The organism is Bradyrhizobium sp. B117 (assembly GCF_038969555.1).
Taxonomy (GTDB): domain Bacteria; phylum Pseudomonadota; class Alphaproteobacteria; order Rhizobiales; family Xanthobacteraceae; genus Bradyrhizobium.
In genome coordinates, this window is the sequence record NZ_CP152414.1 from 3,518,839 (window position 1) to 3,532,535 (window position 13,697).

General features: G+C 62.6%; 20 protein-coding genes and 1 pseudogene. 16 read left to right on the plus strand and 5 right to left on the minus strand.

Translation table 11 applies throughout. The features are described from left to right. Positions 1 to 51 precede the first annotated feature (51 nt). On the plus strand, positions 52 to 981 hold the full coding sequence (locus AAFG16_RS17260; protein WP_342739918.1) for a DUF2493 domain-containing protein: 930 nt from the start codon (positions 52 to 54) through the stop codon (positions 979 to 981). 16 nt (positions 982 to 997) lie between these two features. Here the strand turns inward: AAFG16_RS17260 and AAFG16_RS17265 are convergent, their stop codons facing one another. Further along, on the minus strand, positions 998 to 2,263 hold the full coding sequence (locus AAFG16_RS17265) for a HEPN/Toprim-associated domain-containing protein (RefSeq protein ID WP_342739919.1): 1,266 nt from the start codon (positions 2,261 to 2,263) through the stop codon (positions 998 to 1,000). Between the two features lie 396 nt (positions 2,264 to 2,659). Between AAFG16_RS17265 and AAFG16_RS17270 the strand changes: the two genes are divergently transcribed. Beyond that, on the plus strand, positions 2,660 to 2,824 hold the full coding sequence (locus AAFG16_RS17270; RefSeq protein ID WP_284273146.1) for a hypothetical protein: 165 nt from the start codon (positions 2,660 to 2,662) through the stop codon (positions 2,822 to 2,824). A gap of 151 nt (positions 2,825 to 2,975) precedes the next feature. Further along, positions 2,976 to 3,416 (plus strand): hypothetical protein, encoded by a 441-nt coding sequence (locus AAFG16_RS17275; RefSeq protein WP_304486524.1) that lies wholly within the window; start codon positions 2,976 to 2,978, stop codon positions 3,414 to 3,416. A gap of 27 nt (positions 3,417 to 3,443) precedes the next feature. Here the strand turns inward: AAFG16_RS17275 and AAFG16_RS17280 are convergent. Then, positions 3,444 to 4,213: pseudogene (locus tag AAFG16_RS17280) on the minus strand (class I SAM-dependent methyltransferase). A gap of 447 nt (positions 4,214 to 4,660) precedes the next feature. Here AAFG16_RS17280 and AAFG16_RS17285 point away from each other — a divergent pair. Further along, on the plus strand, positions 4,661 to 4,867 hold the full coding sequence (locus AAFG16_RS17285; RefSeq protein ID WP_284273169.1) for a cold-shock protein: 207 nt from the start codon (positions 4,661 to 4,663) through the stop codon (positions 4,865 to 4,867). 43 nt (positions 4,868 to 4,910) lie between these two features. Here the strand turns inward: AAFG16_RS17285 and AAFG16_RS17290 are convergent, their stop codons facing one another. Continuing rightward, the gene (locus tag AAFG16_RS17290) at positions 4,911 to 5,240 is read right to left on the minus strand and encodes a hypothetical protein (protein WP_342739920.1); all 330 of its coding nucleotides are present in this window, start codon (positions 5,238 to 5,240) and stop codon (positions 4,911 to 4,913) included. 703 nt (positions 5,241 to 5,943) lie between these two features. Here AAFG16_RS17290 and AAFG16_RS17295 point away from each other — a divergent pair. Next, positions 5,944 to 6,270, plus strand: a complete 327-nt coding sequence (locus tag AAFG16_RS17295; RefSeq protein WP_284273137.1) for a DUF736 domain-containing protein — start codon at positions 5,944 to 5,946, stop codon at positions 6,268 to 6,270. A 108-nt stretch (positions 6,271 to 6,378) separates the two neighbouring features. On the opposite strand, the gene AAFG16_RS17300 is transcribed toward AAFG16_RS17295, so the two are convergent. Beyond that, on the minus strand, positions 6,379 to 6,795 hold the full coding sequence (locus tag AAFG16_RS17300; RefSeq protein ID WP_342739921.1) for a hypothetical protein: 417 nt from the start codon (positions 6,793 to 6,795) through the stop codon (positions 6,379 to 6,381). 163 nt (positions 6,796 to 6,958) lie between these two features. After that, entirely contained in the window at positions 6,959 to 7,192 is a 234-nt protein-coding gene (locus tag AAFG16_RS17305; protein WP_342739922.1) for a helix-turn-helix transcriptional regulator, read from the minus strand. 231 nt (positions 7,193 to 7,423) lie between these two features. Here AAFG16_RS17305 and AAFG16_RS17310 point away from each other — a divergent pair, with 231 nt between their 5' ends. From AAFG16_RS17310 to AAFG16_RS17360, 11 genes are all read left to right on the plus strand, one after another. Beyond that, positions 7,424 to 7,687 (plus strand): DUF2285 domain-containing protein, encoded by a 264-nt coding sequence (locus tag AAFG16_RS17310; RefSeq protein WP_342739923.1) that lies wholly within the window; start codon positions 7,424 to 7,426, stop codon positions 7,685 to 7,687. 119 nt (positions 7,688 to 7,806) lie between these two features. Next, positions 7,807 to 8,016: a DUF6499 domain-containing protein gene (locus AAFG16_RS17315; protein ID WP_171901222.1), complete on the plus strand. Its 210-nt coding sequence runs from the start codon at positions 7,807 to 7,809 to the stop codon at positions 8,014 to 8,016. Continuing rightward, positions 7,958 to 8,593 carry a DUF2285 domain-containing protein gene (locus tag AAFG16_RS17320; protein ID WP_342740924.1) on the plus strand — a complete coding sequence of 212 codons (636 nt, stop codon included), beginning with the start codon at positions 7,958 to 7,960 and terminating at the stop codon, positions 8,591 to 8,593. The genes AAFG16_RS17315 and AAFG16_RS17320 overlap by 59 nt, the downstream gene beginning before the upstream one ends. Before the next feature lie 208 nt (positions 8,594 to 8,801). Next, complete coding sequence (locus tag AAFG16_RS17325) at positions 8,802 to 9,053, plus strand: helix-turn-helix domain-containing protein (RefSeq protein WP_342739924.1); 252 nt, start codon at positions 8,802 to 8,804, stop codon at positions 9,051 to 9,053. 14 nt (positions 9,054 to 9,067) lie between these two features. Continuing rightward, the gene (locus AAFG16_RS17330) at positions 9,068 to 10,183 is read left to right on the plus strand and encodes a replication initiator protein A (RefSeq protein WP_342739925.1); all 1,116 of its coding nucleotides are present in this window, start codon (positions 9,068 to 9,070) and stop codon (positions 10,181 to 10,183) included. Next, complete coding sequence (gene parA / locus AAFG16_RS17335) at positions 10,180 to 10,818, plus strand: ParA family partition ATPase (RefSeq protein WP_342739927.1); 639 nt, start codon at positions 10,180 to 10,182, stop codon at positions 10,816 to 10,818. The genes AAFG16_RS17330 and parA overlap by 4 nt, the downstream gene beginning before the upstream one ends. Continuing rightward, positions 10,815 to 11,069 (plus strand): hypothetical protein, encoded by a 255-nt coding sequence (locus tag AAFG16_RS17340; RefSeq protein WP_342739929.1) that lies wholly within the window; start codon positions 10,815 to 10,817, stop codon positions 11,067 to 11,069. The genes parA and AAFG16_RS17340 overlap by 4 nt, the downstream gene beginning before the upstream one ends. After that, positions 11,066 to 11,584: a DUF2840 domain-containing protein gene (locus AAFG16_RS17345; RefSeq protein ID WP_342739930.1), complete on the plus strand. Its 519-nt coding sequence runs from the start codon at positions 11,066 to 11,068 to the stop codon at positions 11,582 to 11,584. Before AAFG16_RS17340 ends, AAFG16_RS17345 begins: the two co-directional genes overlap by 4 nt. Continuing rightward, positions 11,581 to 12,126, plus strand: a complete 546-nt coding sequence (locus AAFG16_RS17350; RefSeq protein ID WP_342739931.1) for a S26 family signal peptidase — start codon at positions 11,581 to 11,583, stop codon at positions 12,124 to 12,126. The genes AAFG16_RS17345 and AAFG16_RS17350 overlap by 4 nt, the downstream gene beginning before the upstream one ends. A 35-nt stretch (positions 12,127 to 12,161) precedes the next feature. Next, positions 12,162 to 12,497 carry a DUF736 domain-containing protein gene (locus tag AAFG16_RS17355; RefSeq protein ID WP_342739932.1) on the plus strand — a complete coding sequence of 112 codons (336 nt, stop codon included), beginning with the start codon at positions 12,162 to 12,164 and terminating at the stop codon, positions 12,495 to 12,497. A gap of 208 nt (positions 12,498 to 12,705) precedes the next feature. After that, complete coding sequence (locus AAFG16_RS17360) at positions 12,706 to 13,422, plus strand: lytic transglycosylase domain-containing protein (protein ID WP_342739933.1); 717 nt, start codon at positions 12,706 to 12,708, stop codon at positions 13,420 to 13,422. Positions 13,423 to 13,697 lie beyond the last annotated feature (275 nt).

The window sequence follows — 13,697 nt, forward strand, 5'->3', positions numbered from 1 at the left end:
TCGCCATGAAGGCCGCGATGGGCGCGGTCGATCCGACGAGGCAAAGCCGCAATGACCACCGACCACAACGACGATTTCGAGCCGCACGACAGCTCGTCCCCGACCGATCAGGTCCTCCAGGAACTCCAGCTCTACGGCTACCGTCCCTTCCACGATGAGCCCGATCCCCGGCAGCTCCCCGAAGCGCGAGTCCTAGCCGCCAGCATCGCCGACATCTTCGATGCCCTGGTAGTGGCGCTGTCCGATACCCGTCTTGAGCCCGACCTCGAAGACCTGCTCTGGTCGACAGTGAACGTCTTCCATCGTGCCATCGACAGGATCGAGCGCGAGCTCGACGACAACGAGCTGGCCCAGCGGCGCTCGCAGCGGGAGCAGGACGGCAGCGAGATCAAATCTGTCGAGCTGGAGCGACTGACGGCGGAAGGGCAGACGCTGATCGAGCGACGCAATGCCTTCGAGCTGATGCGCGACCAGGCAGCCGACGAGTTCGAACGCCACACCCAATCAATCTGGCGGCCGCGCAACGGGTCGAAGGTCAACCACCGCAATCTCAGCTCAGCGATGATCGACAGCCGCGACTTCCTCGACGCGAAGAAGCGCGCCGACAACCAGGTGCTCCTGCCGGCGGGACCGAAGGTGGCGCTCACAGGCGGACTCGACTTCAACGATCACCGGTTGGTCTGGGCAAAGCTCGACCAGGTGCACGCCAAGCATGCGGACATGGTGCTGCTGCACGGCGGATCGCCCAAGGGCGCCGAGTTGATCGCCGCCAAGTGGGCCGACAACCGCAAGGTCCCGCAGATCGCCTTCAAGCCCGACTGGACGAAGCATGCCAAGGCCGCTCCGTTCAAACGCAACGATGTGATGCTGGAGACGCTACCCATCGGCGTGATGCACTTCCCCGGCACCGGCATCCAGGACAACCTCGCCGACAAGGCTAAGAAGCTCGGGATTCCGGTCTGGAGGTTCGGCGGCGCGTGAGCGCCGCAAATTTCGACTACCCGATTTGAGCGGCGCGATCGTGCAACTTTCGCTCCGCTTCCTCCGCCGCCTTTTCTACGGCACGAAAGATCGTGGTCCACACTTCAGCCAACTCCGGAAACTCCATCCGTGCCTCGGCCGGGTTTGAACAATTCGCCAAGGCGCGGAGGAACGCAGCCTCTACCTCTTCCTTCCCCTCGATCTCGCCTTGATAGGCATCGGCGGCGGCATTGTAGCCGCTCCAGCGCACCCGCCGCAGCGCGCCCTCCTTCGTCAAAGCCGCTTGGCCGAGGTAAAGCTCGATGCTTGCGGCTTTGCCGTTGATGTCGACGACATGCTCCCCTTGAGGGCCGAAAGTCGGATACTGACACGCAAGCTCCGTGTCCGGGAGCACGACCACGATCATATTGTCCGGCAGCCCCAAGGCGCTGGCCTGCCGATACGCCTGACGTCCAGTCGTGTCATTGTCGAACACGGCGACGAGGCGCAACGGTGCCCGCGCTGCCGCAAATGCCTTCAGAAATTTCACAAGATACGCGGCGCCGCCGTCCACGCTCAGCTCAGCATGGTTGAAGAACGAGAAGTAATCTTTCCGCTCTGGAAACAGCGCCGTGAGCGAGCGCTGTAATATCCGGATGTCCGTACTACCCTCGGCAAGAATGACCGTCGTTGCCAGCGGACGGGGGGCAAGGGGAGCAGAAGCCCTCTTGTCGTCGCAAATGCTGGCATCCGACTCGATCCAACCACCGCCGATCAGCGCCGTGATGTCGAGAGAGACGTACCGCACGTCAACGCAGGCATCCAACAAAGCCCGGAGGCTCATCAGGGATCCATAGCCATCGAACCAAAGCCAGCCCTCGCCGTCGCGATCACGCATCCGGCGATCGATCTCGTCCGTCGCCTCCTCGCGCGTGTACATGGTCGCGAGCACATCGGGCGCCCGCCGATACCAATCCTCGACAGAGAATGAGCGCAGTGCGGCGGCCGTTTCCTCTGCCCAACCGCCATCGGCGCAGTATTCCTCCCACGTCTCGCGCGTTGTTGCGAGCCAAGCCTCCAGCCGTTCACGCGCCGTAGCGGCTGTGCAGCCCAAGAGATCCAGGCGGGACAAGACGACCGCTCGGGGCGCCTCGTAGACCACGTCAGAACTTTCCTCTTCATCAACCGACGGCCTGACGGCTCGGTCGCTTTCCTGGAATAGCGCGCAAAATTGATCGGGAACGACGGACTTTGCGCCACAGATCTCGGTCCTATCGAAATAGATTCCGCAGTAACTTCCCATCCATCGCTCCTACAGGCCAATCTCCAGCATGGTGGTGTGATCCAGCGAGCGGTTGGCGCGCCCTTTGAACTCCGCCAGGTCGGCCTCCCCAACCGCACATCGACTCACAATCCATTCTAGCCGATCACCTCCCGCACGGTGACGGCAACGATGTTCCAGCTGAGAGCCACGCAGCCCTGACAACCAGGCCCCTATCTGGCGGACACCGCCCCGCTGCCTCGGCGCTGATCCTTGATCCGGGCGCAGGCCTGACGCCATCAACCCGCAAGGGGTCGGCTTACGCTGAAGCGTGCCGCCGCTTCGTCTTCGCCTGCGCGGTGATCGCGGCCTACTGCCGGATTCATCGGGCGCCTGTCGCGCGGGGATGGTCCCCGCCTCAGAACAGGAGCCGGACCGATGTCTCAAAGCCTTGCCTTCGCCAACGCATGGAACCTCGCCACCACCCTCATGGTCTGCGTCGTTATCTTCCGCACCGGTATGGGTGGATACGGCGTCATGCCGACCGCCGAATACGACGGCGATCCGGCCGCCGTGATTTACGAATTCGATCCCTTCCAATGACGAAGGCGCGCTGCAGATCGCTGGCCGGTGAGCGGAGGTCCTTTCGGATTTCCGCTCCCCGTCTCCGCCGTTTTTGGCTATGCTGTCGATTGCGCCGTGGTGGTGGTGGAAGGCGCGACCGTCAGACCTTTATCTCACGGAGACCACCACCATGATCATCTTTGGACCACTGCTTGTCCTCGTTGGCATCGGCTTCTTCTGCTGGTTGCTGTTCACGCTCGCTGTTTTCGCACTGCCTTTCTTCGTTGGCCTGACGATCGGCACCTGGGCCTTCCACACCGGCGCCGGAGTGCTCGGTGGCGCAGCAGCAGGGCTCATGGCGGGCGGTGTGACCATTGGCATTGGCCAACTCGCGCTCGCCTTCGTGCCATGGACCTGGCTTAGACTCTTGATCATCCTCCTCTACGTCGCGCCCGCTACCGTCGCCGGTTACGGCGCGACGCATGGAATTGCCCAGATGACGATGTCTTCACCCGCCTGGCAGACGGTTTTCGCGGTCGTCGGGTCCGTTGCGGTCAGCATTACCGCCCTGGTTCGCTTCACCGGAATGGCCGCAGACGGACTAGCAAGACAGCGCTTGGCGCGGGGCTAACGTCAGTACTGGGCCACCCGGCAGGACCTAAGCAGGCCGGATATCACGACAGCTTCGAAGCTTTACCGGCGATCGATGTGGACGCAGATACAATCAGCATCATGGGGCGTTCGAGTTCTTCGGCCAATTGCGGCATCTGCTGGATCTGCTCGCGTGTTGGGGCAAACTCCTCGACCCGCCGAATTTGAAAACCCGCGCCGATCAGCGTGTTCAGGGTAGTGCCAAGCGTCCTGTGGTATTTCTGAACGCCCTTGGCGAACCAGTCCGTCCGACGTTCACCCTCGACGGAATATCGATTGACTGGCCAGGTTTTCCTCCTCATCGGAAATCCAGTGCGGATGTGCCGCGGCCATGAAGATCGGATGCTCAATCGTAAAGACGAAATGCCCGTCAGGAACCAGTGCCTTGCGGATCACCTGCACGAGGCGGCCAAAATCCTGAACATAGTGAAAGGTCAGTGCGCTGTAGGCGAGGTCGAAAGCCGCCTCAGGGAGGTCCAGTGTGTCGAGATCGGCGATGCGATACTCGATGGCGGTGTCCGCTGTGTCCGCCCTGGCACGCTCGATCATGTTCTGCGACAGATCCAGACCCAGAACCGAGGCCGCGCCCTGCTCGCGCATCCAGCGCGAGGCCCAGCCGAAGCCACATCCCAGATCGACGACACGTTTCCCACCCAAATCGGGCAGCATGGTCCGGATCGCGGGCCATTCAGGAGCGCCGTCCAGCCCTTGCACCTGCCGGGGCAACTGGCTGTAGCCAGCGAAGAAATCGGGATTGTCGTAGATATTCTGCGCCATGTTTGCCTGCTGTTCGGCTTTTCGCTCTGCCCGGACGGTTCTTCCTGATCCAACCAGAATTGTCGCGGTGGGCTGCGACGCGTCATGATCCTACTCAAATCAAGCTGCACAAAAGACATCTTGAATCGGGCGGACTTCTCGCGCCGAAAACGAAAAACCCCGGCATGAAGGCCGGGGCTCCCGTGATGCCACGGCGTACATCCGGCCGCGACAACCAGGCGACAGTTAGCACGCGGTTTTCGAAGAAAATGTGACCTTCGCGTCGTCGTTCTTGAATGTCGACCTTTCAAGGTGCTTGTACTTCGCACGACCATCACGTGGGGCCTTCTGTCCAAGACCTACTACCGAGCGAGATAACGGATCCCTCGCCACGTCGCGCAGAGACTTGCCGCCGGGTCGTTGATTGATTTAGATGAGAAGGTGGTTTTTCTTTTTGGAGCAAATGACGTGGCGTTAGGGACTGTTAAGTGGTTCAACCCGACGAAAGGCTATGGATTCATTGCGCCGGATGATGGTGGCAAAGATGTTTTCGTGCACATCTCTGCGGTAGAGAAGGCCGGCTATACCTCGCTCGTTGAAGGCGCGAAGGTCAGCTACGAGGTGGTGACGAACCGCAGCGGCAAACAAGCCGCAGAAAATCTCCGCCTAGGATAAGGCGCAGCTCGACGTCCCGGCATTCTTTGAGCTAGTCCGAATCTCACGCTTTCAAGACACGTGGGATATATCCCAGTTGGCGCTCAAGGGCGGCCAAAGTCAGGCGCGCTGACTCCAATCGTGCAGCCGCCTCGGTTAGGTTGGCCCACGCTTGGTCCTGCCGCGAGACAGCTGCCAAGCCAATCTCAATGCTATCCTTGAGAGACCGCGGGTCTTCGCTGCGTAAGGCGAGCCCCAATTCAGGCAGTATCCTGGTCAGCGCTCGATGCGCGGAACGTTCTTTTCGCTCCAGGCGGTCCACCACGGCGAGGGCCTCGCGATAATGCCGTATCGCTTCGATGGTTCTGTTTTCGAGGTTGCTATTGTCGCTCATCCGATTCTCTCTCTCCCCCGATCTCTTAACGGGCATCGTCCTGCACGAGATCCTGCTTTCGGGCTGCGCGGCTAGTCGTAATCGCTGCGGGACCGGAAGGCCTGGCGAGAGCTGACAGCGATTACATTGTAACTGACCGGATCAGGCATCCAGCGTGCTCGCGATTCTTGTCTTTGAGCTACACTCAGCAAAGCCTGAGCGTCGAGGCTCGACCGATCATCGCAGAGTGGCAGTTTCGTGGCAGTCGTTGTGCGGCATCGACCAAACGGCGACGGATCACACGGCCGGCGGCTCTCGTGAACGGGGCGTGTGCTGCCGACGCGCGATCGCGGAAGCGGAGATCCGTCCGTCTCCACTACAGAGAGCGAAGCAGCATTGGATTCACTGGGCCAGCTCTCTCGGTGGGCTCGCAAATCGCCACGTTCTCCTTGATGCCAGCTCTGTTCGGATCGAGCGCACCAAACGGCCTCTTCGATGGATGGATCTGGCCGAAGGACGGCTGAAGCCTCGACCGCCTATGGCGCAACAGCGGCGTCACAACTTTCTTCCCCTGCCGGCTGCGCCGTCATTCCTCGCGAAACAAGAAAGTTCCTCCTTTGCTGTCCAGCCCCTTCGGGGTGCGCCGTCGATCGCCTCCGGCCTGTCGATCACCATCGAGGCCGCAAGGTGCGGGCTCGGAGAACAGAGATCAAGGAGAACTACCATGGCGACCATCGGCACCTTCAAGAAGACCGGCAACAACGAATTCAACGGCGAAATCGTCACTCTCTCGCTCCAGGCGAGGAACGTCCGGATCGTCCCCGAAACCAACCGCTCGGGCGACAACGCCCCCAGCCACCGGGTCTACATCGGCCGTGTGCAGGTTGGAGCCGCCTGGTCCAAGCGCTCCAACGAGGGCCGCGACTATCTCGGCCTCAAGCTCGACGATCCGAGCTTCACCGCTCCGATCTTCGCCAACCTCTTCGACGACGAAGACGGTGAGGGCTTCAGCCTGATCTGGTCCCGCCCCAGCCGCCGCAACCGGGACTGATCCGAGCCACAATGCCTCGCCCGGCTGGCCCCGGGCGAGGCATAGCCTTGCTCAAGAGCCGGCCGTACAGAGCTTCGCGAGCCGGCGCGGACTGCGGACCGGTCTCCATCAGCGACCGCGGACCTGTCCCGCCTTGATCGGCCGTCTTTGATTGGCTTCCCACACGGTCTCGACGATGTCTTCCCAGTCGGGGCAAATTGCGACCAAACGATCCAGCGCCGTGGGATCCCGTTCGATCTGGCCGAGTGCCTGAGCGCGCCATTCGTCGTTGAAGCTGATGCTCATCAACCCCAAGCATTCGACAACGGAGCTGTCAGGCGGCAAATGTTCCAAGATCGCCGTCACTATGCCAGTCCATTGTTGAAGCAGGCGCCACTGCTCGGCGGCGGCCCCGGTCTCCAACTTCTCTTGAAGGAGATCAATCAACAACAGGAAGCGAATTCGCCAAGGTTGGGGCCTGAGGTCCGCGACGTAAGCGTCCACGACTTCGCGGATGTCGGATGGCAAGTGCTCGTACAGGGTCATAAAGCCCACTCCATCTCACTCAGTATGCCCTTCCGTCCCTGAAAGGTATGCGTCTCTGGAGACAAACCAGATTTACGTAAAGTCGCCTATCAACTTATGCGTGACGCAATGCCGAGTTGATTCATAATGTGCCAAAGGTGCAATGGAGCACGAATTCGTCGCGTCATCGAGACCGATGAGGATGAACCGCCGTTCGTTTGATCAGATCGGTTGCCTCGACCCCTAGCGCCTCGGCAATTCGGCCGAGCACGGTTACGCTGGCCGACACATCGGCGCGTTCAATTGCGCCGACGTAACGGACACTTAGTCCAGCGCCATCGGCCAACTCTTCCTGCGTCATCTCCTTCTTATGGCGTATCCGACGCAAATTGATCGCCATGACCTCCTTGAGATCCATGGCGACAAGGGAACTCACATCGGAACGATCGTTCCAGGAACGATCGTTCCGATTCGTACGGAGCCGTGCTACTCATATCGTCTGGCTGGGGCCTGGTGTGCCGCTTCCGGGGAGCGCCGCGATGCGATCTGCGCATCACGGCACAAATCGCGTGCGACGATTTCCCAGCTTGCAAAGTTCCGTACCTTAGATGAATTCTAATCGCTGCATCGATGCCGAGGGGCAATTGCAATGAACGAAGCGCCATTCCAGGACAGGCCGCCAATAACGGAGCGCGTCAACGCCTACGACGAGAAACATCTTACAATCTACGTTCGGTTGTTGATGGCCGAAGAGGAGGGCGCTGACTGGCGTGAGGTGGTCAGCGTGATCTTCGGCCTCGACCCTGCGCGCGAACCGGATCGTGCCAAAATCGTCCACGACAGCCATCTCACTCGCGCGCGATGGATGGTGGAAGCCGGATATCAGGACCTTTTGGAACCGCGGATGCAGTGAGTTTGCGCCCAATCACGCAAATTGCGATGTCGCGTGATGCAACCTCCGGGTCTAGTCTCTTGTAGCGTCTTTATGGAACGTGGTGCGGGGCACAGAACAAAAAGACGAGAAGACAGACCATGCCGACCCAGTACTGGCGCTCGCCGGAGACCGTCGAACGCCTGAATCGCCTTGAGCGTCCGGGCTTCGCCCTTGAGTTCCTGCGCCGCAATGCCGACTACCGCCGCGACTTCGCCCGCACTGAGCGCGAGATCGCGCGCCCCGGCGCTGATCCCGAAACCATCCGAACTAGTTTCGCACGTCGATGGAGGTTGCGGTGTCGCCCATGATCCCGCCTCTCCGGTTGGGCCCGAACCAGCCATTTGGCTGCCCGAGGCATCACCTGGAACTCTGATCCTGGAGTCCGCGCCGCCGGACTTCCAGACCGTTCATTCGATCGATCGCAATGCTTTCGGACTGCCGCTCATCGAACGGACAGACGCTGACGGTCGCGAGTTGGTTGTCGCCGACGGCTCAGGTGAGCTCCATGTCCGTTTGCGCGACGAGCAGGCCGCGCGCCGCCCCGCCGTGCTTGTGCCGCTCGACAGCATGGGCGAACTGCGGGCCGACATGGCGCTACACTTCGTGCGTCGCATTAGTGGCCAGCGCATCGGTCTTCTACCGGCGGCGCTGCGGCTGACGTCGTTCCAGAAGCGGCGACTGATTCAGCTCCTTCACGCCTTCGACGTCCATGACCTCGGCGGCGGCCCGCGAGAAGTGGCAGCGAAGGTGTTGGCCTCCGACCATGCGCAGCGTCGTTCGGTCGAGTGGAAGGATTCGCATGCCCGCCGCAAGGCGAACCGGCTCATTCATGATTCAATCGCTTTGGTCGAGCGCGGCTATCTGAAGCTTCTACGCGGCCTCTGATCGACTCCCTGATCCCTCCAAGCCATCCGCCGCCCTGATGAGTTAACCCGCGCCCCCGCGTAGCGCTCGGCTTCGCCTGGTTGCGACGATGGGGGGACACAAACCTACGTAGTTTTTCGTCCACCCCCAACGCCTGAACTCTCCGCCACTCTGGCCCGGACAAGCCGCGACTTGGCCGCGGCGCTTCGAGGCAAGACGGAGATCTCCCATGCTCGATAGGCCCGCGCAACTCGCCACCCGCTACGTGCGCACCCCCGAGGCCGCGCGCCTCCTCGGTATCTCCCCGCGGACGCTCGAAAAATATCGCTGCCATGGCAATGGCCCGACCTTCCGCAAGCTCGGTGGGCGTGTCGTTTACGCCATCGGCGATCTCGAGGCGTGGGCCGATCAGGCCGCCTGCAGCTCGACATCGGATCCTCGCTACGTCGAGGCCCGGGCCGCCGGCCACGCGCATCGCTAAGGCAACGCTCGCCCATGTCGTCGCGCCGTCTCATCACGCCCAGCGAGCGTAGCAAGCTCGATCCGTTCGTTGTCGCCACGGGCGATGCCAGCCCGCGCGATCAGCGCGACCTGATGGAGCGGCCGTTCTTTTCGCTCGCCAAGGCCAAGCGGACGACGCCGATCCTTTATGAGGCCGGCGAGATCCGCGTCGAGGTTTATGCGGTTCCCGAGCACGGCATGGCGACCATTTGGGACGCCGACGTGCTGATTTGGGCAGCCAGCCAGATTGTCGAGGCCGAGAACCTCGGTCTGAAGACCTCGCGCTTCCTGCGCTTCACACCCTATCAGCTTTTGACCGCAGTCGGCCGACAGACCGGGGCCCGGGACTACAAGCTCCTAAAGGGAGCATTGGCCCGCCTGCAGGCGACCGTAATCCGCACCAGCATCCGGCAGGGTGAGCATTGGCGACGCCACCAGTTCTCCTGGATCAACGAATGGGAGGAATGCGCGCGGCGCGACGGCCGCGTGGAAGGCATGGAATTCGTCCTTCCTGACTGGTTCTATCGCGGCGTCATCGATCGCTCGCTCGTTCTCACGATTGATCCGGCCTATTTCAGCCTGACCGGCGGGATCGAGCGCTGGCTCTACCGTGTCGCGCGCAAGCATGCCGGCCGCCAGCCAAAGGGTTGGCTGTTCGAGGTCGCACACCTCCATGAGAAGTCCGGCAGTCTCGCCAAGCCTGCAGACTTCGCCTTTGATCTCCGCCGGATCGCGGCACGTCAACCGCTGCCAGGCTACCGCCTGAGCATCGAACGCACGGAACGCCGAGAGCTACTGCGCATCCTGCCATCGAAGTCATTCACAGCTCCTGTGGACGGCGCTGTGAATCATCTCGGGACTTCGGGCGTTCACACTATCGGGACTCCGGGCGTGCCGGTATCGGGATTCCGGGAGTGCAAACCACAGCTAACGCTTTGGCCAGGAAAGACGATCGCTCGCCCTAACTTAGAGTCTAACTTAGAATCTAACTGTTGTAGTGGGGCCGCGCGTCCTGCGGATAACACCGACACCCGCGCTCAGCCGCCAACCGAGCACCCAAGCCTACCATCTCTGCCGCTTCCAGGTCGCAAGACGGGAGGCAAGCGATGATCGTCGCCGTGCTCAACCAGAAAGGCGGTGTCGGCAAGACGACGCTCGCCCTGCACCTCGCCGGTGAATGGGCGCTGCGCGGGAAGCGCGTGACGCTAATCGATGCTGATCCGCAGGGCTCGGCATTGGACTGGTCCCAACAGCGCGCGCGAGAGAACGTCCCGCGGCTGTTCGGGGTCGTTGGCCTCGCGCGCGATACACTCCACCGCGAGGCGCCGGAGATCGCACGCACCGCCGATCATGTCGTCATTAACGGGCCGCCGCGCGTCTCCGGATTGATGCGTTCGGCACTGCTGGCGGCTGATCTGGTCCTGATCCCGGTGCAGCCGTCGCCATTCGACGGCTGGGCCTCGGCCGAGATGCTCGCTCTGCTGCGAGAGGCCCGCATCTACCGGCCGCAGCTCGCCGCTCGCTTTGTGCTCAACCGCTGCGGCGCGCGCACGATCATCGCCCGCGAGACGGCTGAAACGCTCGCCGATCACGATCCGCCGGTGCTTGCCAGCACGATCGGCCAACGCGTCGTCTTCGCTGACGCCGCGCAGTCCGGCCGGCTTGTCTTCGAGTTCGTCGAGCAGAGCGCCGCAGCCCGCGAGATCGCTGCGCTTGCTGCTGAAGTCGCGAGGTTCGCGCCATGAGCGAGCGCCCCACCAAACGCGGTTTCGCCTCGCGCCCCGGCGATGCCGAGAGCTGGATCAAGGCGAGCGATGCGCCGCCACGCAGCGTCAATGACGCAGCCGCATTCATCGCGCGCCTGACCATCGACGTCACGCCGGCGCTGCGCGGCCGCATCAAGGTCGCCGCGTTCCAGCGCGGCGTCACCGTCGCAGACATGTTGCGCGAGCTGCTGGCGCGAGAGTTCCCCACTGACGCCGGAGAGCCGTCATGAATGACAACGAGGCCTTGCCGCCACGCGCTGTGCCGACTGCGCATCGACGTGCTGTTGCGCTCACCCATGTCGAGCTGACCTGGATCGAGAAGCGGATCGAGCACTGGCTGCGCTTCGGTCGCCGGGCCGAGGAGAAGATCCTCGACCGCCGCCGCAGCATATCGAGCTTTACACCCGGCAGCATCTTCGGCTTCGTTCGCTGGGCATCGAATGACTACGGCACTGTGGTATCGCGCATGGACATCGTGCGCGCCGTGGAGTCCGGCCAGCGCTATCAGACACTGCCATTCGTCCGTCCCGGCGGCGAAATCCTGCTGCGCGTCGATAGCTGGCCGAAGGTCGAGCGTGTGTTGCAGGCCGTCGACGCAATCGAAGCGCTCGCGATCGATCCAGCCGACGCCGCGCCCGAATACTGGCGACATCTCCACAACCGTCTTGCCGCCGACCACGTGCCGCGCGCCTACACGCGCGATCAGCATGTTGCCTGGCTCAAGCGCCGGAGCGTCACGCCATGACCCGCTTCGGCTATGTCATGTTGACCGACCTTGCGGCGCTGCTTGCTGGCGCCCTGGCGCTCGTTCATCCCGCGCCGCGGCTGATCTGGAACGCCACCGCGAGCACGCCAATAGGGCTCTACGCGCTACAGCCGCTTGGAGGGTTGCGCGACTTGGAACTGGTCGCGGTACGGCTACCAGAGCCGATCGCGAGCTTTCTCGCCGATGGCGGCTTTCTTCCGAACGGTGTGCCGCTGCTGAAGCACGTGATGGCGCTGCCCGGGCAGACTGTTTGCCGGTCAGGCGACACCGTTTCCGTCGATCATGTCGATGTCGGCGCCGCACACGACCGCGACCATCTCGGCCGTCCGCTGCCCCGTTGGAGCGGTTGCCACACCCTCGAGCCGGGCGAGGTCTTCCTCATGAACCCAACCGTTCCGGACAGCCTGGACGGTCGCTATTTCGGCGCGCTTCCCGTCACTTCGATCGTCGCGCGCGCAGTCCCGCTTTGGACCGACGAGGCCGGCGACGGCCGTTTCGTCTGGCGCGCCGCCACCCATTGACTCGCTTCCCAACCCGCCAACCCAGGAGCTTTCCCATGGTGCAAATCGGCCAGTTCACCCGCGACAAGTCCGGCTTCACCGGACGCGTTGAAACGCTGTTCTTCGAGCGGATTCTCACCCTCGTCCCGGCCGAATCCTCGGATGCCGAGAACGCGCCGGACTACCGTATCCGCCTCGGCGATGCCGACGGCCCGGAGATCGGAGCAGGCTGGAAGCGGACGGGCGAGAAGGCCGGCGATTACGTTTCGCTCATCATCGACGATCCAACGTTGCCGCGGCCGATCCGCGCCAATCTCTTCCAGTCGGGCGACGACAAATCGGCCTGGACCCTGAACTGGAATCGTCTGCCCCAGCGCGCCGAGCGGGACTGATCGCATGCAGGGCCCTGTCTCGCATGCCCGCAACCGCGCGCGTCAACGGTGCACCTCTTTGTTCGGGGGAAAGCCGTCTCATCCGTTGATCCCGCACGAACGTCCGTCGGCCACCGCGCGGACCAGAGATCAAGGGCAGGGCAGCCCGCCGCGCTTACTTCTGACGCACGTGAGCACGGCGGTTTGTTCGCGCGATGGCGGAGACACGGTGCGCTTCGCCATTCTCCTGCTCGCTGGTCTGCTGGTGATTGGTGGTCCAATGCCGGCGGTGTCGGCAGAGAAGGCGCCGACGCGAAGTCAAACGGCAGGCGACCACTATGTCACTTATGTAGCGCAAGCCGCGCAGCGCTTCGGCATTCCGGCGGCATGGATACGCGCCGTCATGCGAGTCGAGAGCAACGGTGACAGGCGCGCGGTCTCACCAAAAGGCGCGCTCGGTCTGATGCAACTCATGCCCAAGACCTGGGCGGACATGCGAGTTCGCTACGGTCTCGGACGCGATCCTTTCAATCCCCGTGACAACATCCTCGCGGGCGCCGCATTCCTTCGCGAACTGCACGACCGCTACGGCTCGCCGGGCTTTCTCGCGGCCTATAATGCGGGTCCCGGCCGCTACGAGGATTTTCGCGACAGGCATCGTCCACTCCCCGCCGAGACGACAGCCTATGTCGCAGCCATCGTCCCTTTTGTCGATGCGGAGAGGGCACCAGGACCTCTTCTCCTCGCGGCCTCTTCCCGTTCATCCTGGACGCGGGCGCCACTGTTTTTCGGCCACACTGATCGGCCGCCCACTGTCACGCCAGCAACACCCGATCGACGGGGGTTCGACAGACCCGCCGCAGTTCCCGTGCACGATCTCTCTGCAATCGCGCCGCAATCGGAAGGCTTGTTCGTCGCGCTCTCGACAACGGGACGATCGCAATGACTGCACGGCATCTTCAACATCAATGCGCGGATCGCGGTACGTCCGCACGCACTCTTGTTGCGGAGATCTGCGTATCCGCCACGCGACGGTGGCTTGCCAACGCCATCGATTGTAAATTCGCGCTGACGCTAAGACTTTCGGGTTTGCTACTAAAGGACCTTCGCTCACGCGGGCAAGAGTTCGCGGAGCAGTGCGATAATAACGTGCTGATGGTGTACGGGCGATGCCTTCGGCCCGCGCTCTACTCGTCGCTTCGCTCCTCACCGAGCCACCCT